The organism is Nocardia vinacea (assembly GCF_035920345.1).
GTDB lineage: Bacteria > Actinomycetota > Actinomycetes > Mycobacteriales > Mycobacteriaceae > Nocardia > Nocardia vinacea_A.
This window is the reverse complement of the sequence record NZ_CP109149.1, coordinates 6,364,495-6,387,432: the sequence shown is the minus strand read 5'-3', so window position 1 is coordinate 6,387,432 and position 22,938 is coordinate 6,364,495. Positions and strand designations below refer to the sequence as shown.

The 22,938-nt window shown below is 65.9% G+C and carries 22 protein-coding genes and 2 pseudogenes; 11 read left to right on the top strand and 13 right to left on the bottom strand.

Translation table 11 applies throughout. The features are described 5' to 3' along the window. Nucleotides 1-6 precede the first annotated feature (6 nt). On the bottom strand, nucleotides 7-396 hold the full coding sequence (locus OIE68_RS29115) for a hypothetical protein (RefSeq protein ID WP_327094248.1): 390 nt from the start codon (nucleotides 394-396) through the stop codon (nucleotides 7-9). A 217-nt stretch (nucleotides 397-613) separates the two neighbouring features. On the opposite strand from OIE68_RS29115, the gene OIE68_RS29110 reads away from it, so the two are divergent. Further along, the gene (locus OIE68_RS29110) at nucleotides 614-1,384 is read left to right on the top strand and encodes an SDR family oxidoreductase (protein WP_327094247.1); all 771 of its coding nucleotides are present in this window, start codon (nucleotides 614-616) and stop codon (nucleotides 1,382-1,384) included. Between the two features lie 120 nt (nucleotides 1,385-1,504). Here the strand turns inward: OIE68_RS29110 and OIE68_RS29105 are convergent, their stop codons facing one another. The 4 genes from OIE68_RS29105 to OIE68_RS29090 form a co-directional block, all read right to left on the bottom strand. Further along, the gene (locus tag OIE68_RS29105) at nucleotides 1,505-3,556 is read right to left on the bottom strand and encodes an ArnT family glycosyltransferase (RefSeq protein WP_327094246.1); all 2,052 of its coding nucleotides are present in this window, start codon (nucleotides 3,554-3,556) and stop codon (nucleotides 1,505-1,507) included. Further along, nucleotides 3,553-4,809, bottom strand: a complete 1,257-nt coding sequence (locus OIE68_RS29100; RefSeq protein WP_327094245.1) for a bifunctional glycosyltransferase family 2/GtrA family protein — start codon at nucleotides 4,807-4,809, stop codon at nucleotides 3,553-3,555. The genes OIE68_RS29105 and OIE68_RS29100 overlap by 4 nt, the downstream gene beginning before the upstream one ends. Before the next feature lie 69 nt (nucleotides 4,810-4,878). Beyond that, nucleotides 4,879-5,517, bottom strand: a complete 639-nt coding sequence (locus OIE68_RS29095; protein ID WP_327094244.1) for a class I SAM-dependent methyltransferase — start codon at nucleotides 5,515-5,517, stop codon at nucleotides 4,879-4,881. Nucleotides 5,518-5,628: 111 nt separating this feature from the next. Further along, on the bottom strand, nucleotides 5,629-6,078 hold the full coding sequence (locus tag OIE68_RS29090; RefSeq protein WP_327094243.1) for a nuclear transport factor 2 family protein: 450 nt from the start codon (nucleotides 6,076-6,078) through the stop codon (nucleotides 5,629-5,631). An 84-nt stretch (nucleotides 6,079-6,162) separates the two neighbouring features. Here OIE68_RS29090 and OIE68_RS29085 point away from each other — a divergent pair, with 84 nt between their 5' ends. The 3 genes from OIE68_RS29085 to OIE68_RS29075 all read left to right on the top strand — a co-directional run bounded on the left by OIE68_RS29085 (nucleotide 6,163) and on the right by OIE68_RS29075 (nucleotide 7,638). Further along, nucleotides 6,163-6,540: a helix-turn-helix domain-containing protein gene (locus tag OIE68_RS29085; protein ID WP_327094242.1), complete on the top strand. Its 378-nt coding sequence runs from the start codon at nucleotides 6,163-6,165 to the stop codon at nucleotides 6,538-6,540. 176 nt (nucleotides 6,541-6,716) lie between these two features. Next, a complete protein-coding gene (locus OIE68_RS29080) occupies nucleotides 6,717-6,848 on the top strand; it encodes a hypothetical protein (protein ID WP_327094241.1) in 132 nt (43 codons plus the stop codon). A 67-nt stretch (nucleotides 6,849-6,915) separates the two neighbouring features. Further along, nucleotides 6,916-7,638: a TetR/AcrR family transcriptional regulator gene (locus tag OIE68_RS29075; RefSeq protein ID WP_327101837.1), complete on the top strand. Its 723-nt coding sequence runs from the start codon at nucleotides 6,916-6,918 to the stop codon at nucleotides 7,636-7,638. A 176-nt stretch (nucleotides 7,639-7,814) separates the two neighbouring features. Here the strand turns inward: OIE68_RS29075 and thiD are convergent, their stop codons facing one another. Continuing rightward, entirely contained in the window at nucleotides 7,815-8,654 is an 840-nt protein-coding gene (gene thiD / locus OIE68_RS29070) for a bifunctional hydroxymethylpyrimidine kinase/phosphomethylpyrimidine kinase (RefSeq protein ID WP_327094240.1), read from the bottom strand. A gap of 191 nt (nucleotides 8,655-8,845) precedes the next feature. Between thiD and OIE68_RS29065 the strand changes: the two are divergent. From OIE68_RS29065 to OIE68_RS29045, 5 genes and pseudogenes are all read left to right on the top strand, one after another. Beyond that, nucleotides 8,846-8,980 (top strand): annotated as a pseudogene (locus tag OIE68_RS29065) (alkanesulfonate monooxygenase); the annotation flags it as partial. Continuing rightward, on the top strand, nucleotides 8,980-9,804 hold the full coding sequence (locus OIE68_RS29060; protein WP_419150570.1) for an ABC transporter permease: 825 nt from the start codon (nucleotides 8,980-8,982) through the stop codon (nucleotides 9,802-9,804). The pseudogene OIE68_RS29065 and the gene OIE68_RS29060, both read left to right, overlap by 1 nt. Further along, nucleotides 9,801-10,847 (top strand): ABC transporter substrate-binding protein, encoded by a 1,047-nt coding sequence (locus OIE68_RS29055; RefSeq protein WP_327094239.1) that lies wholly within the window; start codon nucleotides 9,801-9,803, stop codon nucleotides 10,845-10,847. The genes OIE68_RS29060 and OIE68_RS29055 overlap by 4 nt, the downstream gene beginning before the upstream one ends. Continuing rightward, nucleotides 10,831-11,643, top strand: coding sequence for an ABC transporter ATP-binding protein (locus OIE68_RS29050; RefSeq protein WP_327094238.1), 813 nt, complete (start codon nucleotides 10,831-10,833; stop codon nucleotides 11,641-11,643). The genes OIE68_RS29055 and OIE68_RS29050 overlap by 17 nt, the downstream gene beginning before the upstream one ends. Nucleotides 11,644-11,687: 44 nt before the next feature. After that, entirely contained in the window at nucleotides 11,688-12,833 is a 1,146-nt protein-coding gene (locus OIE68_RS29045; protein ID WP_327094237.1) for a GTP-binding protein, read from the top strand. Between the two features lie 103 nt (nucleotides 12,834-12,936). On the opposite strand, the gene OIE68_RS29040 is transcribed toward OIE68_RS29045, so the two are convergent. The 3 genes from OIE68_RS29040 to OIE68_RS29030 all read right to left on the bottom strand — a co-directional run bounded on the left by OIE68_RS29040 (nucleotide 12,937) and on the right by OIE68_RS29030 (nucleotide 16,055). Continuing rightward, a complete protein-coding gene (locus tag OIE68_RS29040) occupies nucleotides 12,937-13,560 on the bottom strand; it encodes an SDR family oxidoreductase (RefSeq protein ID WP_327094236.1) in 624 nt (207 codons plus the stop codon). Between the two features lie 241 nt (nucleotides 13,561-13,801). Continuing rightward, nucleotides 13,802-14,938 carry an epoxide hydrolase family protein gene (locus OIE68_RS29035; protein ID WP_327094235.1) on the bottom strand — a complete coding sequence of 379 codons (1,137 nt, stop codon included), beginning with the start codon at nucleotides 14,936-14,938 and terminating at the stop codon, nucleotides 13,802-13,804. Nucleotides 14,939-14,969: 31 nt separating this feature from the next. Next, the gene (locus tag OIE68_RS29030; RefSeq protein ID WP_327094234.1) at nucleotides 14,970-16,055 is read right to left on the bottom strand and encodes an epoxide hydrolase family protein; all 1,086 of its coding nucleotides are present in this window, start codon (nucleotides 16,053-16,055) and stop codon (nucleotides 14,970-14,972) included. 85 nt (nucleotides 16,056-16,140) lie between these two features. Between OIE68_RS29030 and OIE68_RS29025 the strand changes: the two genes are divergently transcribed. Beyond that, on the top strand, nucleotides 16,141-16,788 hold the full coding sequence (locus OIE68_RS29025; protein ID WP_327094233.1) for a TetR/AcrR family transcriptional regulator: 648 nt from the start codon (nucleotides 16,141-16,143) through the stop codon (nucleotides 16,786-16,788). Nucleotides 16,789-17,192: 404 nt separating this feature from the next. Here the strand turns inward: OIE68_RS29025 and OIE68_RS29020 are convergent. From OIE68_RS29020 to OIE68_RS29005, 4 genes and pseudogenes are all read right to left on the bottom strand, one after another. Next, nucleotides 17,193-18,545, bottom strand: a pseudogene (locus OIE68_RS29020) (Hsp70 family protein); the annotation flags it as partial. Then, entirely contained in the window at nucleotides 18,545-20,071 is a 1,527-nt protein-coding gene (locus tag OIE68_RS29015; RefSeq protein ID WP_327094232.1) for a hypothetical protein, read from the bottom strand. The pseudogene OIE68_RS29020 and the gene OIE68_RS29015, both read right to left, overlap by 1 nt. Before the next feature lie 148 nt (nucleotides 20,072-20,219). Then, on the bottom strand, nucleotides 20,220-21,011 hold the full coding sequence (locus OIE68_RS29010; RefSeq protein WP_327094231.1) for a thioesterase family protein: 792 nt from the start codon (nucleotides 21,009-21,011) through the stop codon (nucleotides 20,220-20,222). A gap of 81 nt (nucleotides 21,012-21,092) precedes the next feature. Next, entirely contained in the window at nucleotides 21,093-22,337 is a 1,245-nt protein-coding gene (locus tag OIE68_RS29005) for a KasA/KasB family beta-ketoacyl-ACP synthase (protein ID WP_327094230.1), read from the bottom strand. A 39-nt stretch (nucleotides 22,338-22,376) separates the two neighbouring features. On the opposite strand from OIE68_RS29005, the gene OIE68_RS29000 reads away from it, so the two are divergent. Then, nucleotides 22,377-22,934, top strand: a complete 558-nt coding sequence (locus OIE68_RS29000) for a TetR/AcrR family transcriptional regulator (RefSeq protein WP_327094229.1) — start codon at nucleotides 22,377-22,379, stop codon at nucleotides 22,932-22,934. The last annotated feature ends 4 nt before the right edge of the window (nucleotides 22,935-22,938 follow it).

Genomic DNA, 22,938 nt, shown 5'->3' with positions numbered 1-22,938 from the left:
TCGCTGTCAGCAGAGCCCTGCCTGCTGCATGTGGCCCTCGTCGACCGCGTAGGAGGTGGAACCGATGAGGACGCCGAGGAGTCCACCGATGATCAGTCCCGGAATAGCGCCGACGAAGAAAAGGGGCAGGCCTGCGATGCCGCCGATGGTGGCGCCGAGCAGACCGCCGACCAGCGTCCTGACCTCGATGGTGTCGCCGGGCGCCAGGCACTGCCCGATGAGGTCGGCCTGCGGGGTCGGTTCGGCTGCCGCGGCGATCGGCGCGGTCGCGACCGGTGCGGTCGGCTCCGGCGCTTCGCCCGGTGCGGCCGATGCGGTCGAGGCGAAGCCGACCGTGAGCGCGATGGCGACGAGTGCGCCGATGACGGTTAGGACGAATCTCGAAATGCTTCTCACGTTTTTCCTGATGGTCGGAGTTGGCGCAACTGGATCATCATTCCCGGAGTTCGCGGCGTGCGAAAGGGTTTCGAATGAATGCCGCATTAAGAGGATTTCGAGGAATCAGGTCAAGGGATCTCGAGGAACGGTCCGAAACGGCATGTCACACTCGTGCGCCCTGCGTCGTCCTCACTGTGAAAGCGGAACAGCGCAGCGAAAAACAGGAGCGGAAATCATGTCGAACATCAAGATCGCGGTGGCCGGAGCGACCGGACGGCTGGGCCGCCACGTCGTGGATGTGCTGAACGAGCAGGGGCACGAGGTCGTCGCATTCTCCCGGGCCAAAGGTGTGGATATCGAGACCAGCGTCGGGCTCGTGGAAGCGCTCGACGGGGTGGATGTCGTCATCGACGCGTCGAGCACGCCGTCCGCGGACCAGACCATCGCGACCGAATTCTTCCGGGCCGCGGCGCGCAACCTGCACGAGGCGGGGCAGAAGGCCGGTGTCGAGCGGCTGGTCGTGGTGTCCATCATCGGCATCGATGGCTCGCTCGCCGGATACAACGCCGCGAAGCTGGCACATGAGGCCGCGCTGCTGGAAGGGCCGCTGCCGGTGCAGATTCTGCGGGCCGCGCAGTTCCATGAGTTGGTCGAGGTGATGGTGCAGTGGGGGACCCAGGGCGAGGTCGCCTACCTGCCGAAGATGCGCACCCAGTTGGTCGCCGCGCGTGCGGTGGCCGAGGCGCTGGTGGAATTGGCGGTGCATCCGGCGCCGGAGTCGCTCGACGGGCCGTTCCCCGAGATCGCTGGTCCGCAGCCGGAGACCATGGCGGGTGCGGCAGGTCTGCTCGTGGCAAAGCTCGGTGCGCCTGCCCAGGTGATCGAGTCGAGTGATCCGGCGAACCCGGATCGTGCGCAGTTCGAGAACGGTGGGCTGTTGCCGGGTGCGCACGCGAAGTTGGCGGGTCCGACGTTCGCCGAGTGGGTCGAAGCTACTTACGCCTGATACACAAAGCAATTCGCCCGGTGCGTGCACCGGGCGAATCGCTGTGCCAGACCAGGGCTGGTTGTCAGGATCCGCACCCGTTGTGCGTGCTCGGTGCGGATCCCGGCAGAAGAGTGCCGATCAGTGGGCGGCGGTCAGATCGTAGAGCGTGATGCCGTCGACTTCGGTCGCGGAGAACTTCTCTTCCACCCACTTGCTGACCTCGCTGCTGGTGCCGGAGCGGCCGAATCCGGAACCGCCGTCCTCACCGGCACGATTGCCACTGCCGATGAAGTAGTGGATTTTTCCATCGGCGACGTACTGCTTGAACTGATCCAGCGTCGGCGACGGATCGCTGCCGTTGAAGCCGCCGAGCGGCATGACCGGCAGTTCGGTGGCCAGCTGGAACCCGGCTGCGCTGTTCGCGCCGATGGCGGCGGCTACCCAGGTGTAGTCGGAGCCATTATTTTCCAGCAGTGCGATGACCTTCTCACTCGGCCTGCTAGCGCCGAGCAGACCACCGGCGGGGCCACCCATCATCGGATTGCCCGCTTCGTTTACGCCTTGTTCTCTCCCCTGAGCGCCATTGCGGCCAGCGCCATTCGTATTGCGGCCGTCAGCATTTCGCCCACCGGGCATGCCGCCGCCGAAGCCGCCTTCGCCCCCGGGACCACCGTTGCTTTCGGCCCAGGGCGGAGGTCCGAACCCCCCGACATTCGGTCCCGCCGACGGGATCCCGCCCTCGTGTCCGGTCGAAATGGTCTGGGCGGAATACGCGACGGGCCCGGCCAATCCGGCGAATGTGGCGGCCAATGCCGCGACCAGCGCCACCTTCCGCGGTGCGGGCAGCAGCATCGTAATGGTCGCGAGCACACCCACCACCAGCACCGCCCAGCGCAACCACGGCACAAAGCTCGAGCTGCGCGACAACAACATCCACGACGTCGCGGTGGTCAGGCCGACCGCAAGCCCCGCGAACAACCGGACCCACAGTCGATGCCGATCCCGCCACAGCTGCACCGCGCCGATACCGACCAATGCGGCGACCGCCGGAGCCAGCGCCACCGTGTAGTACTGATGGAAGATGCCCGCCATGAAGCTGAAGGTCAGCCCGGTCACCAGCAGCCAGCCGCCCCACAGGATCAGTGCCGCGCGCCGTCCATCGGTGCGAGAAGCCTTGCCTCGCAAAAGAATTCCCGCAACAAGTGCAACCAATGCGGCGGGGATGAGCCAGGCGATCTGACCGCCCTGCGCCGGTTCGAACATCCGGGTGATCCCGGTGTTGCCCCACATGCTGCGGCCACCGCCACCGCGCGGCATATCGCCACCACCACCGGGGAAGACGCTGCCGCGCTCGTTGCCGTTCAATCGGCCGAGACCGTTGTAGCCGAGGGTGAGTTCGACGATCGAATTGTGTTGCGACCCACCGATCCACGGTCGCGAGGATGCCGGCCACAGTTCGACCGCGAGCAGCCACCAGCCGGCCGCGACGATCATCGACAAACCCGCCGCGAGCAGCTGCAGGATCCGCTTGCCGAGTTTGGGCGGTCCGGCGAACAGATAGGCCAGCGCCAGTGTCGGCACTACCAGCAGCACCTGCAATTGCTTGGTGAGGAATCCGAATCCGATGAAGACACCGGTGAGTACCAGCCAGCGGGTGCGTCCGTCCTCGACCGCCCTGGTCAACGCCCAGGCCGCCGCGATCATCAGGAATACCAGCAGCGCATCCGGGTTGTTGAACCGGAACATCAGTGCGGCGACGGGCGTTACCGCGAGCGCCAGTCCGGCGATGAGTCCGGCCGCCGGGCCGAAGGGCCTGCGCACCGTCGCCCACACCAGTGCCACCGAGGCGACACCGAGCAGCACCTCCGGAACCAGGATGCTCCAGGAATTCAGCCCGAATGCTCGCACCGACAGTTCCATCAACCACAGCGAGGCCGGTGGTTTGTCGACGGTGATCGAGTTCGCCGCATCCGAGGAGCCGAAGAAGAAGGCCTTCCAGGACTCCGAACCCGCCTGTACCGCGGCGGAATAGAAGGAATTCGCCCACCCGCTGGCGCTGAGGTTGCACAGGTAGGCGATTCCGGTGCCGAGCAGCAGTACCGCCAATGCCGGGTATTCCCAGCCGGTCTCGCGCTTGGGGCGCGATTGCGGCGGTACCGCGGTCGACGGTGGCGTGAGCGTAGACGTCACTGCTGTCCGCCCTCGGTGACCAGCGCCGTGCGGGTGGCCGTCGGGTTACGGAAGACCCAGCGCAGGCCGACGAATCGGATCAGCGTGGCAATGAGATTGGCAACCACGAGTACAAACAATTCCAGATGAACAGCGGCGTCGGGTGCCCAACGGTGCAAGGCGAACAACGATCCGCTGGTGACCAATAGGCCGAAACCGAATATCAGCAGACCTTGGAATTGGTGTGACACAACGCCATTCGATCCGCGGACCCCGAAGGTGAAGGCGCGGTTGGCGGCGGTATTGCCGACCGCGGTGATCAGCAGCGCGACGAAGTTCGCGACCTGCGCGCCGGTCATGGGCTGCAACACCAGGTACAGCAGCATATACGCGAGCGTGGAGATGACGCCGACTATCGCGAACCGCACCACCTGCCCGACCATCCCCAACGGCACACCGGGAACCAGTGGTTCACGGCCGACCGAGCGGCGAAGCTCGTCCAACGGCAGCGCACCGGTCGTCAGTCCGCGCAGCAGTCGCCACACGCCGAGGAGATCCTTGCGCGCGGTGTCGATGATGTCGACCCGGCTGTCCGGATCGTCGATCCAGTCGACCGGCACCTCGTGGATGCGCAGCCCGGCCCGCTCGGCGAGCACCAAAAGCTCGGTGTCGAAGAACCATTCACCGTCCTCCACCAGCGGCAGCAGCCGCCGCGCCACATCGGTGCGCATCGCCTTGAAACCGCACTGCGCATCCGAAAAGCGGGCCTGCAGTGAGGCTTTCAGGATCAGGTTGTAGCAGCGCGAGATGATTTCGCGCTTGGGTCCGCGCACCACACGCGACGCCGCGTCGAGCCGGGTGCCGATGGCCAGATCGGAGTGGCCCGAGATCAGCGGAGCGACCAGGGGCAGCAGCGCATTGAGGTCGGTGGACAGATCCACGTCCATGTAGGCGACGACCTGGGCGTCGGAGTGCTCCCACACCGCGCGCAGTGCGCGGCCGCGGCCCTTGGCGTCGAGGTGCACAACCCGCACGTCATCGAGTTCATCGGCGAGCAGCTGCGCGACCTGCATGGTGTCGTCGGTGCTCGCATTGTCGGCTACGGTTATCCGCGCCGGGAACGGGAACCCGTCGCGCAAGTAGGCGTGCAGCCGCCGCACGCAGACACCCAGGTCGGCCTCTTCGTTGTAGACGGGGATCACGACGTCCAGCACGGGCGTGATCACCGTTTCGGTCATTTCCGCCCGGTGCGCGGCGGTCGTCGATTCGGTCATGGTGACCACCCTCGCGAACCGCGCTGGACCCTGGCTGGGCCCTACCTGTGAGGTTCCTGGGGACCGTGCCTACCGCGCCCGCCGAATCCGCAACACGGTGTCGGTACGCAGCCCCACCTTCCCCTCCGGCCACGTGACTTCCCGCTCGACCGCATCCTTGGTCTCCACGTTCCAATCCGGCCCGAGAGCCAGCCCGTCGAGCACGTCATCCATCGTCGGAAAGTGCACGTCATGCCGATCCTCGACAAACGACGGCCACCCCGCATGCCCCGCAATCAACAAAACCCCGCCGACCGCCACCGCCTCCGCGGCCCGCCGCAAAACCTTGGTCCGCTCCTGCTCCTGCGCCACCGGCGAATGAAAGAACTGCGCCGAAACCAAATCGAACTCTCCGTCCGGAAACGATTGCGCCAGATCATGTTCCGCGAACGTGATGCGCTCCCCGACGCCCGCCTCGTCGGCATGCACGGCGGCACGCCGCAGCGCTGTCGGGGACACATCGACCGCGGTAACGCGCCACCCACGCCCCGCGAGCCATACAGCGTCCGCACCCTCACCACATCCGAGGTCCAACGCGGTCCCCGGCTCGAGCTCCACGGCCTCCCGCACCAACAACGGATTGGGATTCCCGGTCCAAATCTGATCCCGATCTCGATAGAACTCTTCCCAAAACTCCTGAGCGGGCTGTGCTGCGGTGCTGTCGGTCATCCGACGATCTCCCATCCGAGTTACCGGGCGGTGGGATATCCGCCCTGATCGCATGATCTCCGCGGAGCCCGAAGCGGCGCCAGATTCTTTGCCGTTTCAGCAACAGTCAGTTCACGCGAGGACGTCGGGGTTGCCGTCGCTCCAACTACTGCTCAGCCTGCGCGAGACGAATCGCCAGCCATTCGTAGTGCGTCGCAACCGGTCGTGGTAGCTCCCGCCGGCGACGAAGAACTCACCGTCGGGCAGCCCCCGGCGTATGTGCTGAGCGTGGTAGTAGCAGGTGTGCTCCGCCGCATCCTCGTGCACTGTGATGACATGGTTGCTGTTGAAGTGCTGGGTGGTGTCGAGTCGTTCGAGGCTTGGCCTGATCCGGGCCACAATTGCGGTCGGGCCGTCGAGTTTGTCGCCTGTTGCGGTGTACTCCCAGCGTGCGTCATCGGTGAATAACGCGGCCAGCGTTTCCCAGTCCTTGGTGTCCAGAGCCCTCGCGTATGCCACAACCGTGTCCAGGATGGCGGCACGGTCGATGATCTCCTGGATCTGCGGGGAAATTGGGGACATATGATCCGCCTCTTCTATAGGTGCATGTTTTGTCGCCGGGTACATGATCAGCCACCATGAACAGGCACGGAAGAAGGCACTTTTATGTCCCACAGTCACATCGATGTGTCAGTCCTGGCCAGTGAGGCTTGCCCGGTCTCGGAGGTCCTTGATCACGTCTCCGGGAAGTGGAGCATCGGCATCTTGGTCGCGGCCGCGCAGGGGCCGGTCCGTTTCACGGAACTCGAGCGATCGATGCGGGGGATCAGTCGGCGCATGCTCACGCTGAACCTGCGCAGATTGGAGCGCGATGGCTTGCTCACGCGCACCGTATACCCAACGGTGCCGCCGACAGTCGAGTACACCCTCACCGACATGGCCCGGGAACTGTACGAGTCTCTGTTGACGCTTACCGGGTGGGCGACCCGGCACCGCAGCGCCATTGCCGCCGCGCGAGCCGAGTACGACCGTCGGCCGGGTTAGCACCGATTCGTACCCTGTCCAATGCAGACCCCGAAATCAGTGGTGGACAACCCGTGCAGGTACAGCAACGCAACAAGCTTGCGGCGGCGTGGGAGATCGATCGGGTTCCGGGCGGCTCGGCGTAGCGTACGGTCTTGGGATCGGGACCGCTCAGGTCTCCAATCGAAGGACTGTGCATGTCCGACAAATCTCCGCGCAGCGCAATGTCGAAGAAATCCGGGAAGTCCATCAAGGAGAAGCGAGCGGAGAAGAAGGCGAAGTCGGGTGGAGATGCCAGCGGGGAGACGATCGTTCCCAAGAAGCGCTGACGCCGGCGGGGCGCCGCTGACCGAGCCGACCGAGGTCGAGTGAGCTGTTGGTACCGTCGGATTCGTGATGCGCAGCGGGCGGGATGTAGATGAAGTGCCGCCCAAACGGGTCGATGCGCGGACCGAGCGGTGGCGTGAGCATCGGCGCAACGTACGCGCGGATTTTGTCGACGCGGCCTTCCGCGCGCTCGACAAGTTCGGGCCCGAGGTCAGTATGGGCGATATCGCCAAAGAGGCCGGTGCCGCGAAACCCAAGCTGTACCGGCATTTCGAGGATAAGACCGATCTCTACAACGCCATCGTCGACCGGGTTCGCGACATGCTGTGGGAACGGATCGTCGCGAGTGCCGATCTGACCAATGATTCAGCGCGCGAGTTGATTCGGCGCGGTGCGGCCGAATATGTGCTCGTGGTGACCGAGCATCCCAATGTCTTCCGGTTCATGCTGCACAGCCACTTCACGCGGCGGGCGGACGAATCCGAGCGTGCGCTGCAGTCCGCGCGCCGGTCGGCCAAGCGGGCCGCCGATCTGTTCACCGGACTGCTCGCGGACAAGTCCGTGCAAGTGTCCAGCGTCGAACTCGTCAACTATTCCGTCTTCGGCGCGGTGGCTTCGGCCACCGACTGGTGGCTGGGCGCGAACCGCCTGCAGGCGCATACGATGCCGATCGAGCAGTTCGTCGCCTACCTGGCCGAGATCATCTCCGCGCTGGCCGAGGCCAACGCACGGTTGAACGGCATCAGTATGGACGCGGATCTGCCACTGCACCTGGCTTTTTCCAGCGAATAGACATTATTCGATCGAACCCACCGGTGGTGCCGACCGCGGGCGCGCCAGTGGCGGTCGGCTACCGCATCCACCTCGAACGCCAGTGTTCTTGTTGACCGCATCGTCGAGGCCAACGGTGGCTGCGATGCCCTCAGTATGAACCCACCCACCGACAAGTTTCGGCGCCGAACCGGTATCTATGAGGACAGGCGCCAGAACGGGGAGACGGGGCCGTGGCCTGCGCCGAGGTCGTAGGACGCGGCGAGGCAGCGGTAGGTCCAGTCCTTGGCGAACGCGACGGCATCGGGCACCGAGTAACCGTTGGCGAGAGCGCATGCGATGGCCGCGGCCAGCGTATCGCCGCCACCGTGGTCGTTGCCCGTGCTGATCCGCGGTGCGGTGAACTCCAGGAACTGGTCGCCATCGAAGAGCAGATCGGTGCTGACCTCGGAGGACCGCAGATGTCCGCCCTTGACGATCGCCCACTGCGTCCCGAGTTTGTGCAGCGCCTCGGCCGCCCGGCGCGCGGAGCCATCATCGGTGACCTCGATGCCGGTGATCAGGCGCACCTCGTCGAGGTTCGGCGTCACCACTGTGGCCAGCGGGATCAGCGTGTGCCGCACCGCGTCCAGTGCTTCCTCGTGCAGCAGCGGATCGCCGTGCATGGACGCCGCCACCGGATCGACCACCAGCGGTGTGCGGCCCTGTCCGATCCCCACCTCTTCGCAGACCGCCGCGACCGACTCGATGATCGCGGTCGAGGCCAACATCCCGGTCTTGGCCGCCCCGACCCCGATATCCCCGACCACCGACCGCACCTGATCGGCCACGATCCCCGGCGGAATCTCATGGAACCCGCTCACCCCGACCGAGTTCTGCACCGTCACCGCGGCCACCGCGACACACGCGTGCACCCCGCACATCGCCATGGTCCGCGAATCGGCCTGAATGCCCGCGCCGCCGCCGGAGTCGGTCCCGGCGATAGTAAGGACACGAACCGGGGTCTGCCCGTCGGGCACCAGCGGCAGCAGTTTCACACCCCAGACCCTAACGACTCGCCCAGACGGTGCGCGCGGATGGATTCGGATCTGACCGAGCGCATCCCTGGTCGGGGCGCATCCACTTCGGTTGGATCGGTCGAATGTCCCTCACCTTCCACTGGTTTCTGCCAACCAATGGCGACAGCCGCAATGTCGTCGGCGGTGGTCACAGTGCGAACGCCACGAATTCCGGATATCCGCATCTGGAGGAGGCCTACTGGTTCGGTGAGCGCGTGCTGCCGCGGCTGGCGGCGGGCGGGCTGTGGCGTCATCCGGATGCGCCGGTCATGGCGCATCGTGGTCTCGAAGTCGCGGCGTCCTGATGGTGGTCTCCGCCGAACCGGCTGTGGCCGAGGGTGATTCGCCGGTCCGCATCCGGATGCTATTGCCGCTGTTGTCGGTGGCGGTTTTCGTCGGTGTCTGGCAGCTCGTCGCGGCGGCTGGAATCTGGAACGAAACCTTTGTGCCGCCGCCGATTACGGTGTGGCGCGCGGCCGTCGATTTGTCCACGACACACGACGGCGTGCGGGGTTACCAGGGCTATCTGCTCTGGGAGCACCTCTACATGACGTTGCGCCGGGTGCTCGCGGGTGTGGTGGTCGGTGTCGTTCTCGGTGTCGCGCTCGGTGTCGCCATGGGCACCGTCGGCTGGCTGCGCAGCATCCTCGAGCCGTGGCTGACGTTCCTGCGAACCTTGCCGCCGCTCGCGTACTTCTTCCTGCTGGTGATCTGGCTCGGCATCGATGAGGCGCCGAAGGTGACTCTGCTGGCCCTGGCCGCACTGCCCGCGGCGGCGATCGCCACCACGACGGCGGTGGCGGCCGCGCCCATCGGGTTGGTCGAGGCCGCGCGAGCGCTGGGAGCCACTCGGACACAGGTGATCCGGGATGTGGTCTTTCCGGCCGCACTGCCCGAAACCTTCACCGGTGTGCGGCTCGCCGTCGGCATGGCGTACTCGTCGGTCGTCGCCGCGGAGCTGTTCAACGGCCTCCCCGGCATCGGTGGCGTGGTGAAGGACGCGAGCAATTACAACAACACCCCGGTTGTGCTGGTCGGTATCGCCGCGATCGGCATCTCCGGATTGGTTATCGACGGCCTGCTGCGTGCGGTCGAGCGGCGCGCTGTGCCGTGGAGAGGAAAGATATGAGTTACCGAGCCCGGTTCTTCCGTGCGGTCGCGGCGGCGGTCGCCGGTGCGGTGGCCATCGCCGTCGCCGGCTGTGCCATCGACCACTCCGGCACCGATAGCGGCAAGCCGACCATTCGCCTTGCGTACCAGGCGTTTCCGAGCGGCGACCTGGTCGTGAAGAACAATCGGTGGCTCGAGACCGAACTGCCCGGATACAACATCAAGTGGACCAAATTCGACTCCGGCGCCGACATCAACACTGCCTTCATCGCAAAACAGGTCGACTTCGGCGCGATCGGTTCCAGCCCGGTCGCCCGTGGTTTGTCCGCGCCGCTGAACATTCCGTATCAGGTCGCGTTCGTGCTCGATGTGGCCGGCGATAACGAAGCGCTGGTGGCGCGCAACGGCACCGGCATCGAATCGATCGCCGATCTGAAGGGTAAGCGCATCGGCACCGCCTTCGCCTCGACCGCGCACTACAGCCTGCTCGCCGCGCTGGATCGAAATGGATTGAGCGCCAATGATGTCAAGCTGGTCGACCTGCAGCCGCAAGCGTCGCTGGCGGCCTGGGAGCGCGGCGATATCGACGCGGTGTACACCTGGCTGCCGACGCTGGACCAACTGCGCAAAAGCGGTAAGACGCTGATCACCAGTCGCGAACTCGCGACGGCCGGTAAGCCGACGCTCGATCTCGGGGTGGTGTCCAAGGAGTTCGCGCAGGCGCATCCCGATGTGGTCGATATCTGGCGCAAGGTGCAGGCGCGGGCGTTGGACACCATAAAGAACCGGCCCGAAGAGGCGGCGAAGGCGGTCTCGGCCGAAATCGGTATCGGCACAGCGGATGCGGCGCAGCAGTTGCGCCAGGGTGTATTCCTCACCAAGGAACAGCTCACCTCGAAGGAGTGGCTCGGCACCGAGGGCGCGGTCGGTGATATTTCGGTGAGCTTGCAGAGTGCGGCCGAATTCCTGGTGGCGCAGAAGCAGATTCCGGCCGCGCCCACATTGGCGGCCATTCGCGACGGGATCTACGTCAAGGGGTTGCCCGGTGTCCTCGGTAGTTGACGATGCACTCTCGGTTGCGGCTCCAGTCGGCAAGGGCGGCATTCGAATTCGCCAGGTCTCCCACCGCTATGGCCGTGGCGGGGATGCGGTCACCGCGGTCGGCCCGGTGGATCTCGAGGTGCCGCCTGGTGAATTCCTGGTCCTGGTCGGTGCTTCCGGCTGCGGCAAGAGCACGCTGCTGCGGCTGATCGCGGGTTTCGAGACGGCCACCGAGGGCAGCATCGAGGTCTCCGGTGCGCAGCCGGTGCCCGGTCGGTCCGGCGGTATGGTCTTCCAGCAGCCACGGCTGTTCCCGTGGAAGACTGTCGGCGGCAATGTCGATCTAGCGCTGAAATACGCGGGCGTGCAACGAGGTCAGCGCGCGGAGCGCAGGGCAGAACTGCTGCGCCGGGTCGGCCTCGACGGCACGGATGGCCGCCGGATCTGGGAAATCTCCGGCGGACAGCAGCAGCGCGTCGCCATTGCCCGGGCGCTCGCGGCGGAGAACTCGCTGTTGCTACTCGACGAACCCTTCGCCGCCCTGGACGCCCTGACCAGGGAGCGACTGCAAGACGACCTGCGCCGCGTCGGCCAGGAATCCGGCCGCACCGCGGTGTTCGTCACCCATAGCGCCGACGAGGCGGCCTTCCTCGGTTCACGGGTCGTGGTGCTGACCAAACGCCCCGGTCGGATTGCCCTCGATCTCCCGGTTGGCCTGCCGCGTACCGATGTCGACGCCGACGAACTGCGCACCTCCCCGGAGTTCGCCGCACTGCGGCGTGAGATCGGTTCGGCGGTGAAATCCGCAGCCGCCTGACGCCCACCGAGCCACATCTAAATGAAAACCATTATCATTAATGCGTGACCACTTCATCGACCCCTGACCTGCTGCCCGTCACCGTGCTGTCCGGCTTCCTCGGCGCGGGTAAGACGACCCTGCTCAACCACATCTTGGCGAACCGGGACGGCCGCCGCGTCGCGGTCATCGTCAACGACATGAGCGAGGTCAATATCGATGCCGCGCTCGTCGCCGGACAGGCACATCTGGATCGCACCGAGGAGAAGCTGGTCGAACTGACCAATGGCTGCATCTGCTGCACCCTGCGCGAGGACCTGATCGAAGCCGTCGGCAGGCTCGCTCGCGAAGGCCGCTTCGATCAGCTGGTCATCGAATCCACCGGCATCTCCGAGCCGATGCCGGTCGCCGCCACCTTCGATTGGGAATTCGAGGACGGCTTCAAACTCGGCGATATAGCCCGCCTGGACACCATGGTCACGGTCGTGGACGCCTCCACCTTCCTCGCCGAGGTCGCTCGTGGTGAGGCGCTGGCGCAGCGGAATCTGCAAGCGGGCGAGGGAGATACGCGCACCATCGCCGACTTGCTCGTAGACCAGGTGGAATTCGCCGACGTCCTGCTCGTCAACAAGACCGATCTGGTCAGCGCCAACGCGGCCGGAACGGTGGAGGCCACGGTGCGCCGCCTCAATCCACGCGCCAAGATCCTGCGGACTGAAAAGGGCGCGGTAGATCTCGCGGAAGTCCTCGCCACCGGCCGCTACAACCCGGTCATCGCTGCCGAATCCGACGGCTGGGCCGAGGAACTCGCGGGCGGCCACACCCCCGAAACCGAGGAATACGGCATCCGCAGCCTCACCTACACCGCCGATCGCCCCTTCCACCCCGAACGCCTGGCCGAAGCCCTCGCCCAACTGCGCGGCATGCTCCGCAGCAAGGGCTTCTGCTGGCTCGCCACCCGGCCCGCTCTGGCCGCCGTCTGGTCCCAGGCAGGCCCCAACCTGACCTTCGAACCCGCCGCCTGGTGGACCTCGCTCGAAGTCCCAGCCGGCCAAGAAATCGTCTTCATCGGCGTCAAACTCGACCGCGACCATATCCGCGGACTCCTCGATGCCGCGCTCCTGACCGATGCAGAATTCGCCACCGGCCCCACAACATGGTCCACCTACCCCGACCCCTTCCCCACCTGGGGCGATCTACACCAGCACTGAGCGCCCGTCGACGGCCGAAACCCACGCACCGGATCGGGGCGTGGGTTTCGAACCGGGTGGGCCGGTCGCGCGGACGCAGCCGAGTTCGGGCGGCATTGTCGGCTCAGTTGGAGATGCCCGGGGCCTGGCGGGTGTAGGCGGCGTCGGTGAGTTGCTCGAGCATGAACGCTGCGATATCGGCGCGGGCGATCTTCAGGGAGAGGCCCTTTTCGTCGGCACCGAAGCCGCGGCGGTAGGCGTCGGTGCGGGGGCCGTCGGTGAAAGCGCTCGGGCGGACGATGGTCCAGTCGAGGTTGCTGGCGTGGACGTATTCTTCCTGCTGGACGTGGTCGGCGAAGGCCTGGCGCAGCAGCATCCCGAACATCACGTACTTCCAGAGGAAGTTGAGGTTGCCCGCGCTGTCGCCGACGCCGAGGGTGGTCTGGCAGATCAGGCGCTTCACGCCGGTACGGTTCATCGCCTCGATTACCGCGCGAGTACCCGCGGCCCGGATGACGCCCTTGCGGCCCGCGCCGAGCGAGATCAGCACCGCATCCTGACCAGCGACGGCCTGTTCGACCGAATTCGTGTCCAGCACATTGCCTTCCACGATGTGCAGCCGCTCGTGCCGCTGCTCGATACCGGCCGCGCTGCGTGTGAAGGCGGTGACCTCGTGTCCCTGCGCGAGCGCCTGCTCGACGACCAGACGACCGACGGTGCTGGTGGCTCCGAAGACTGCGATTCGCATTGTTTTCTCCTTGTTGAACTTGCGGTGCTCCCGGGCCCTACGTGGTTACGCAGGCTGCCGCCTCCGGGCCTGACGCTCGCACCGCGGGTATCGAAAGCTGTTGAACTGCTGGTGAATCCAGTACAACAGCGGAGAAGGAGCCGAACCATGGTCGTGCGTCTCGCGGACATAAGAGGGTGTCTACGCGCACCGGCCCGCGCTCCCATGACTGGAGCGCGGGCCGTTGACCAGCGGTTTTCTATTAGCTGAGCTTTGCGAAGAACTGTCGGATATCGCCGACCAGCAACTCGGGCGCCTCATGGGCGGCGAAATGTCCCGCGGCATCGTTCGGACCGCCGACCACCGACCCCGAATCGTAGGAGTTCCAACTGACGATATTGCGGTGATCACGCTCCGCGAAGCGCCGCATCGACTGGAAATCGCCGTTGAACATTGCCAGCGCGGTCGGCGCCGTGGTCGGACGGGTCGGCCGGTCGGCGCTGTGCGCCTCTTCGTAGTAGAACCGGACCGACGATCCCGCCGTGCCGGTCAACCAGTAGAGCGCCACATTGCCGACCACGAATTCGGCGTCCAGACTCTCGCCGAAAAGCTGTGCGTTCCAGCCCAAGAGCCCCACCGGCGAATCCGAGATCGCATACGCAAGGGTCTGCGGCTGCTGGCTGCACAAGATATTGAAGGCCATCTTGTTGTCCTGGAACCACTTCAGGTGCTCCAACGCCGCGAGGTCCGTAGGGGAGAGGTTCTCGAACTCGGCCGGATCGCCCGACGGGAACGAAAACAGCTGTGTCACATGCACACCCACTACCCGATCGGGCACGAGGCGGCCGATCTCCGGTGAAACCATCGAGCCGCCGTCGTTCCCGATAGCGCCGAAGCGGTCGTAGCCGAGTCGATCCATCAGCTCGACCCACGCTTGTGCGACCCGCCGCATGGTCCAGCCGGTGCTGCGGGTCGGGCCCGAGAAACCGATGCCGGGCAATGCCGGAATCACCACGTGGAAGGCCGGGTCATCGGCTGATTCCGGTGCGGTCAGCAGCTCGATGACGTCGAGGTATTCGAGCACCGACCCCGGCCAGCCGTGCGTCAGGAGCACCGGCAGCGCATCGGCGCGCGCGGACCGGATGTGCAGGAAATAGATGTTCTCCCCGTCGATTTCGGTGGTGAACTGCGGGTAGCTGTTCAACTTCGCCTCGAGTGCCCGCCAATCGAAGCTGTCGAGCCAGTATTCGGCGAGTGCGCGGACCCGATCGCCGGGCACGCCGTACGAATCACCGACTCCCAGCAGCTCGTTCGGCCACAGCGTCCGGCGCAGCCGATCGGCCAGATCGTCGAGCTTGTCCTGCGCGATGTCGATGCTGAAGGGGTGGATGGCAGTCATGGCAATCTCCTGGTCGTGTTCGCTCGGCGGTTCAGCGGTACTGCGCGAAGAATTCGGTGATCTCGCCGGCCATCAGCGCGGGGGCGACGTGGTGCAGGTAGTGGGTGTACACGTCGTGGGTCCGCCACGAGACGATGTTGGCGTGATCGCGGTCGGCGAACCGGCGGATCCCGTGGAAATCACCCTTCGATCCGGACAGTGCCAGCGGCACCGTGGTCGGTTCGGTCGGCTGCTGCGCCTTGGCCTTCTCGAAGTAGTGCCGGATCGCGGAACCCGCGGTGCCGGTGAGCCAATGGATCGCGATATTCGTGAGCACGAATTCGTCGTCCAGATCCGGCCCGAGCAGCTGGCTGTTCCAGCCGACCAGACCGGTCGGCGAATCCATCAGCGCGTGCGCCAGCGTCTGTGGCTGCTGCGATTGCAGGATATTGAAGCCCATCTTGTTCTTGACGAACCAATCCAGCGTCGCCAGAGACTGCTGCTCGTCCTCGGTGAGGTCGGCCAGTTCCGTCGGATCGCCCGACGGGAACGAGTACACCTGCGAAATCTGGATGCCGACGACGTTTTCCGGCGCGACCCGACCGAGTTCCGGCGAGATCTGCGCACCACCGTCATTGCCGACGGCGCCGTACTTGCCGTATCCAAGCCGCCGCATCAGCTCGGCCCAGGCCTCGGCGATGCGCTGATCGTTCCAGCCGGATTCCGTTGTGGGACCTGAGAATCCGTAACCCGGTACCGACGGGATGACCAGATCGAATCCGGCGGCCGTCAACGGCTCGATGACACCGAGGAATTCGACGAACGTACCCGGCCACCCATGCGTCAGGATCAGCGGAAAAGCGTTGTCCTGCTGCGACTTCACGTGCAGGAAGTGGATGTTCTGCCCATCGATCTCGGTGGTGAACTGCGGGTAGGCGTTCAGCTTCGCCTCGACCTTGCGCCAGTCGAACCCGTCGCGCCAGTAGTTCACCAGATGCCGCACTCGATCGACGCTCACCCCGTAGGTGTCATCCGAACCCGGAATCTGATCCGCCCAACGGGTGCGGGCCAGCCGGTTCTGCAGGTCGTCCAGCTCGGCCTGGTCGATGTGGATGGTGAAGGGGGTGATGGCGGCCATCTCTACTCCTTGTGAAACGGAATGCTTCGTTCTGTTTTAACAGTATCAGAACAGATCATTCCGTTTCAAGTGCTAGTCTGAACTCATGCCGAAGACATCCGATGCCCCAGCTCAGAAGGGGCTGCCCGGCCGCAAGGCGCAGGCCGCCCGCAACGACGGGCTCATCCTCGAGGCGGCCCGCGCGGTCTTCCTCGCCGACGCCAACGCCCCCATCGCCGCTGTCGCCGAGCGTGCGGGTGTGGGCATCAGCGCCCTCTACCGGCGCTATCCGAGCAAGGAGCTGCTGCTGCGCACCCTCTGCCACGAGGGTCTACGCCGCTACAACGCCGAAGCCGATGCCGCACTGGAGGATTCGGACGGCTGGCGTGGTCTGGTGGGATTCCTGGAACGCGTGGTCGACGCGGATGTGCATTCGTTGGCCGTGCACCTGGCGGGCACTTTCACCCCGGACGAGTCGATTCTTCCGGATGTCACACATTCGGGTGAGGTCACCGAGGAACTGGTGCGGCGGGCCCATGTCTCCGGTCGGCTGCGCGCGGATGCCAATGCCAACGACCTCGGTCTCGTCCTGGAAGCATGCGCGGCCGTCGCCATGCCGGACCAGGCCCGAACCGTGGAGCTGCGCAGGCGGGTACTCGCCATGCTGATCGCGGGGCTTTCCGGAACGGGTGAACTGCCGGGTCCGCCGCCGGAGGCGGGTGAATTCGCGTGGCGGTGGGGACCGAACAAATAGCACCGATGTGGGCGGTTCAGCAGATCTCCACCCGCCCTTAGCCTTTCGTTTGCGGCACCTCCCTTCGATCCGCGTCACCCGCCGCCGGGGGGTTGTGGTGGTCCGGGTGGCAGCCCTGTTGGAGCCGTTGCTCGGGGTGGTCCGGGTGGTGGTCCTGCCGGGGTGGTCGCGCGGGGCGGTCCAGGTGGCGGTCCCGCTGGGGTGGCCGGCCGAGCCGGTGCGGGCGGTGGTTGCGCTGGCGTGGTTACGCGAGGCGGTCCAGGCGGTGGTCCCGCCGCGGGTGCGGCGGGGTGTTCCGGCCGGGCGGATCGTGCGCCGGGTTCGGAACTCTTATCCTGCGGCGGCTCGCGCCGAAGGCACACCGGCAGGCGACTCGAGTCGGCTGCTCCGGAGGCGATGTGGTCGGAAAGGGCGTCACCACCGACCCTGACTGTCTTCTCGCTGCCGCCTTTGTCCTTCGCGGTTACCTGCACTATCCCGTTGGAGTTGACATCGAGGGTGACCTCGATCCGCGGGACGCCGTGCGGCGCAGGCAGTATCCCGGCCAATTCGAAGTCGGCGATCCGCGTGTTGTCAGCCGCGACCGTCTGCTCGCCCAGCAACACCCTGATCTGCATCGACAGTTGGTTGTCCACGGCGGTGGTGTAGGTCCGCGACTGCCGGGTCGGAATGGTGGCGTTGCGTTCGATCATCCGCGTCATAACGCAGCCCTCGGTCTCGATGCCGAACGACACCGGGGTGACGTCGAGCAGCAGGATGTCGGTGACTTCACCGGTGCCAACACCTGCGCGCAGCGCCGCCCCAAGCGCAGCTGCCTCTTCGGGGTGGACGCCCCGGTTCGGCTCCTTGCCGCCGGTGAGTTCACGTACCAGCTCGATGACCGCGGGCATGCGGGTGGATCCGCCGACGAGCAGCACGTGGTCCATGTCGTCGATCGAGATGTCGGCATCCTCGAGAACTTCCTGGAGTGGCGCCCGGGTGCGGTCCAGCAGGTCGGCGGTCATCTGCTCGAACTCGGCCCGGGTGAGCTGTTCGTCCAGGGACAGTTGGTTTCCGTCGGCGTCGACGCAGATGTGGGGCACGGCGATCGAGGTGCTGTGCGCGCTGGACAGGTCGATCTTGGCATGCTCCGCGGCCGCGCGCAGGCGTTGCATCGCCACCTTGTCGTCGGTCGGATCAATCCCGTTGGCGGACTTGAACTTTCCGACGAGCCATTCGACGATGCGCTGGTCCCAATCCACGCTGCCGAGGTTGGCGCCACCGCTGGCACGCACTTCCACGATGTCGTCGCCGATCTCCAGCAACGACACATCGAATGTGCCGCCACCGAGGTCGAATACCAGGATCGTCTGCTCCTTGTCGCCGTGGAAGTGCGCGTACGCCACCCCCGCTGCGGTAGGACCGGCGATCATCCTGAATGCCCGGAGATCGGCAATCCGGCATGCCGCCTCGATCGCCTGACGCTGCCGGTACTGCTCCGGGCCTGCGGAGACAGCGATTCCGATAAGAAGGTCGGTGCGGTCTTCGCCCAGATATGCCGCGGCGTCGCGTTCGAGCTTCCGCAGCACCTGCGCGATGATCTCCGGAGCGGTATGCCCTTGGTCGAGAACGTCCCCATTGCCCGCGAAGGCCACAACCGGCGGTGTGCGGCGCGCACCCTCCGCGTTGGCGATCACTTCGGGCACACCGGCATTCAGTACCGCGATAACGGACTTGGTTGTCCCGAGATCGATACCGACCGCTCGTGACCGAGACATCAGTCGCACCCGTCTTCGGTGGATGTCGAGGGTGCGCCGGGCAATGTCAGGGGTTGGATCGCGCGGCCGTCGACCCAGGCGGTCCAGCCGTTGTTGCAGGCGATATGTGCCCAGTCCCCGGCGCGGTCGAGGATCTGGAGTTCGACGCCGGGATCGATGCTGGTGATGGGGCCGAGTCCCGGATCGGGCGAAGGCCATGCGTCCAATCCGCCGTCGGGTACGCGGTGGGTGGGGTGCCAGGATGCTGTGGCGGTAGCCGCGAGGGGTTCGATGGCGCGGCCGTCGACCCAGGCGGTCCAGCCGTTGTTGCAGGCGATATGTGCCCATTCGCCGGTGCGGTCGAGGATCTGGAGTTCGACGCGCGGGTCGATTCGGGCTACCGGTGGCCGGGTCGGGTCGGGTGTGGCCCAGGCGGGCATGCCGTTGTCGGGCACCTGGTGGGTCGGATGCCACGCCGGTTCGCCGCCGCGCTCGGCAACCTCCGGTACGACCTCCTCGGGTACGGAGGCTGCGTCGACCGCCGGTATGTCACCGGCGAACGGCGTGACCACGGCGGGATCCAGTATCTGACCCACTAGACGGAGCGCGACTTCCGCTGTGGTTTCGAACAATTCCACATGCGGGTTGCGCGTCGCCAGCCCGCGCCAGAATGCGAACCTGGTCGTGAACGACGAGCGGAAAACCGTGAAATGGGTGAGAGCGGCCCGTTCGGTTGCCGCACCGGTGAACACGGCGATGCTCCCGGTCGTCAATAGCTGACCGAACGACCGCGCCACCGCGGTCCCGGCATCGGTGAATCGATAGGTACCGAGCCCTTCCAGTCGGACCAGGCCCAGCAACGCCAGTCTGGCCAATCCCGCCGACATCCGGCCGGCTGCCGCCGTGAGCGACACCGGTGCGGCGCCCTGGGCGGCGGGCAAGGCCCATCGGGTGTCGCCGCTGGCAAGCCCCTCGGCGAGTTGCTCCTCCAACTCGAGCGCCCTCAGGTCGGGCGGTTCGGGCGCGATGTCTCGACCCGGTCCCCCGGCCAGGCGGGCTTCCTGCGTCGCATCGGCGGCGGCGAGCAGGGTGGCGAACGCGATGAGATCGAGGTCGATGGGGGGCGATGAGGAACCGGGGCCGTAGGAGGTGAGATCGAGCAGTTCGTCCACCAGCACGGTGGCCTGGGTGAGATCGGGCACGATGGCGAAGTCGAAGCCGCTATCGCCGGTTCCGGTCTGCATGACGAAGGTGTCGTCTTCGTCCCGGCGCAGCAGCAGCGCCGCTGTCCAGTTGTTCTGCCCGGCGCGATTGGTGGTGATGGCGACGGTGTGGACGGGATCGGCGGCGATTCGCAATGCTCCCGTCGACGCTTCGGTGAGCCGACCGTCCTCTTCGAGTAGCTCGGTGTCCCGCAGCGCCGCCGCCGGGTCGTGCGGCGGGGTTTTCAGCGGCAGCGTGGACCGTGAACCCGGTTTCAGTCCAGCAATGGACAAGGCTGCGGCAAGTTGGTCCGGGGTCAGTCGGAAACGCATCGGATTCAACACCGTCGACTCCTTCCCGCATCACAGCCACCGCGCGAAAGCGCTCGGTAGCTGTGGTCGCCGGACTCGACCGAATCACGTTTATGGTTTCATACGCGGCGATTCTTCAGCAACCACCCGACCGGTGATACCCGCAGGTCAAGGGGGCGTGCTAGCGCGGGCCGAGGAACAGGGTCTGGGTGCTGCGGCCGAGCGGACCCTTCTCGTCGAAGAGCGCCGACTCGGCCAGGCCGATGCCGTGCGGTTGCGGATAGGTGGCGGCGTCCAGGCAGACCCATTCGCCGACCGGCTGTCGGTGCAGGGTGACCGTGAGATCGGTATTGATGAACAGGTATCGGTTCCAATCCAGCACCCGGCTGACACCATTGCCCGAATCCGCCGCGGCGAGTGTGCGTTCCAGCGGACTCGGCGTGGTACCGGCGACGATCGGATATTTGAGCCGGATCCAGCAGATCGCCGGGCCGGGATCGGCGAAAGACCCGGACACGAAGCGGTAGTCGATGCCGGTGTGAAAACCGACGGGCTGGGTCGACGGAAAGTGGGACGGCACTGCCTGATCCGGTCCGGGGCGGGCGCCGGTCGGCAGGAACTGTTCGGGCAGTTCGAGCTCCGGCTCGGCGAGTTTGAATCGCCAGGCATTCGCCCGCATGACCGGTCCGCGATCGGTGGACAGGGTCGCTTCGATCAGCTCCACACTGCGTCCGGGGCGGGCCACCCGCGCCGCCGCCGTCAGCGGCTCCAGGGGAACCGGGCCGAGTATTTCCACCGCGACCCGCCCGACCTGGAATCCGGTCCGTGGCTCACAGCGCTCGATCGTGTGCCCGAGCAGCGCGGATGGTGGTCCGGCGTGCTGGGCGTCGGGTGACCACGGACCGCGGGTCAGTTCGGTCGAGACGAACCGATTCGGGTTCGCCGGATCTGGGGTGTAGAAGGCGTCGGCCACGTCGTTGTCCCGTTCCGCTGGGTTGTTCGTACGGTTAACGATTCTGCTACGACGCTACTCCGCGGCAACGAGCCGCTATCGCTACGCTCGGCCGAAGGCCAGGGCGACATTGTGGCCGCCGAAGCCGAAGGAGTTGTTGAGTGCGAAGTCGATGCGCTGCTCGCGGGGCGCGCCCGCCACGATATCGAGGTCGATCTCCAGGTCCCGATTGTCGAGATTCAATGTGGGCGGGACGATTTGGTCGCGCAGTGTCAGCATGGTGAGGATGGATTCGAGTGCACCGACCGCGCCGATCGAATGGCCGAGTGCGGATTTGGGCGCGTAGACCGATGCCTCCGGCGTCACCGCGGTGATGGCATTGGCTTCCGACGCATCGCCGATCGATGTCGAGGTGGCGTGCGCATTGACGTGCTGAATATCCGAAACCTGTAGTCCGGCAGTGCATATCGCCTTGCGCATTGCGCGCGCGGCACCGATGCCCTCCGGCTCCGATGCGACGATGTGATAGGCGTCCGAGGTGATCCCCGCGCCCAGCACCCGGCCGTGAATTTGCGCCCCGCGCGCCCGCGCATGCCGCTCGGACTCCAGCACCACCAGTGCCCCCGCCTCGCCGAAGACGAATCCGTCGCGATCCCGGTCGAATGGCCGCGATGCCCGCTCCGGCTCGTCATTACGCGTACTCATCGCCCGCATCATGGCGAAACTCGCGATCGGCACCGCATCGATATGCCCCTCGACGCCACCGGCCACCACGACATCCGCCTCGCCGGTGGTGATCAGCCGCCAGGCATGCGCGATCGCCTCCGAACCGGAGGAACAGGCCGATACGGGTGCGAAAACCCCTGCCTTGGCGCCGATTTCGAGCCCGACCGTCGCGGCCGGACCATTCGGCATGACCATCGGCACCGACATCGGCGACACCTTCCGGTAGCCGCCGTCGCGCATCGAATCGACGGCATTGATCAGCGCATCGCCGCCGCCGAGCCCGGTGCCGATGACGACCGCGAGCCGCTCACCCTCGACCTCGGGTGCGCCCGCATTGCGCCAGACCTTGCGGCCTAGCACCAGGGCCATCTGCTCGACATAGGAGTGGCGGCGCTGTTCGACGCGGGTGAGCTGATCGCCCGGCCGTGACTTCAACTTGCCGCCGATGCGGACCGGCAGATCGTATTCGGCCACGAAATCGTCGGCGAGCATGCCGATACCGCTGCGCCCGGCGAGCAGCCCGGACCAGGTCGCATCGATGTCATCGGCGATCGATGTGGTCGCGGCGACCGCGGTGACCACGACGGCCGGGCGAGTTTCTGAAGCGATTGTTACAGTCACGATGTCATGAATACCTGTACCAATCGCTACAGTCAACTCATGGCCCGTCCACTCGACCACGCGAAACGCGCCGACCTGCTGGCCGGCGTCGTCGAATACATCGCCGTCCACGGCCTCGGTGACCTGTCGCTGCGCCCGCTCGCCGCCGAACTCGGCACCAGCTCGCGCATGCTGATCCACTACTTCAATACCAAGGAAGAACTGCTGGTGCAGGCGCTGACGACGCAGCGCCCGGATATAGCCGTGGTCTTCGCGGGGGTCTCCGATGCGGCTTCGCTGCGCGAGCGGCTCGGCGAATTCTGTGCGGTGAATATCGCGGGGGAGGCCACGACGAGTGTGCGGGTGCTGCTGCAGGTGCTGGGGGCGGCGTGTGTGCCGGGTAGTCCCTATGGCGAATACGCGAATGCCGCGATCGCGACTTTCATCGGGACGCTCGCGGATGCGCTGCGTCGAATCGAATCCATCGATGATCCGGAAGCCATTGCCACGCTGTTGGTTTCGGGGCTGCGCGGCATCATTCAGGATCGGTTGATAACCGGTGATGTGGAGCGCACCGACCGAGCGGCGCGCAGGTTGATCGACCAAAATATCCGCTAGACAC

What these genes read in the sequence shown, in the direction of transcription:
- OIE68_RS29110 (WP_327094247.1), top strand. Translation starts at nt 614, where the DNA reads ATGTCGAACATCAAGATCGCGGTGGCCGGAGCGACCGGACGGCTGGGC.
- OIE68_RS29100 (WP_327094245.1), bottom strand. Translation starts at nt 4,809, where the DNA reads ATGACCGAATCGACGACCGCCGCGCACCGGGCGGAAATGACCGAAACG.
- OIE68_RS29095 (WP_327094244.1), bottom strand. Translation starts at nt 5,517, where the DNA reads ATGACCGACAGCACCGCAGCACAGCCCGCTCAGGAGTTTTGGGAAGAG.
- OIE68_RS29090 (WP_327094243.1), bottom strand. Translation starts at nt 6,078, where the DNA reads ATGTCCCCAATTTCCCCGCAGATCCAGGAGATCATCGACCGTGCCGCC.
- OIE68_RS29085 (WP_327094242.1), top strand. Translation starts at nt 6,163, where the DNA reads ATGTCCCACAGTCACATCGATGTGTCAGTCCTGGCCAGTGAGGCTTGC.
- OIE68_RS29080 (WP_327094241.1), top strand. Translation starts at nt 6,717, where the DNA reads ATGTCCGACAAATCTCCGCGCAGCGCAATGTCGAAGAAATCCGGGAAG.
- OIE68_RS29075 (WP_327101837.1), top strand. Translation starts at nt 6,916, where the DNA reads ATGCGCAGCGGGCGGGATGTAGATGAAGTGCCGCCCAAACGGGTCGAT.
- OIE68_RS29060 (WP_419150570.1), top strand. Translation starts at nt 8,980, where the DNA reads ATGGTGGTCTCCGCCGAACCGGCTGTGGCCGAGGGTGATTCGCCGGTC.
- OIE68_RS29055 (WP_327094239.1), top strand. Translation starts at nt 9,801, where the DNA reads ATGAGTTACCGAGCCCGGTTCTTCCGTGCGGTCGCGGCGGCGGTCGCC.
- OIE68_RS29040 (WP_327094236.1), bottom strand. Translation starts at nt 13,560, where the DNA reads ATGCGAATCGCAGTCTTCGGAGCCACCAGCACCGTCGGTCGTCTGGTC.
- OIE68_RS29035 (WP_327094235.1), bottom strand. Translation starts at nt 14,938, where the DNA reads ATGACTGCCATCCACCCCTTCAGCATCGACATCGCGCAGGACAAGCTC.
- OIE68_RS29030 (WP_327094234.1), bottom strand. Translation starts at nt 16,055, where the DNA reads ATGGCCGCCATCACCCCCTTCACCATCCACATCGACCAGGCCGAGCTG.
- OIE68_RS29025 (WP_327094233.1), top strand. Translation starts at nt 16,141, where the DNA reads ATGCCGAAGACATCCGATGCCCCAGCTCAGAAGGGGCTGCCCGGCCGC.
- OIE68_RS29000 (WP_327094229.1), top strand. Translation starts at nt 22,377, where the DNA reads ATGGCCCGTCCACTCGACCACGCGAAACGCGCCGACCTGCTGGCCGGC.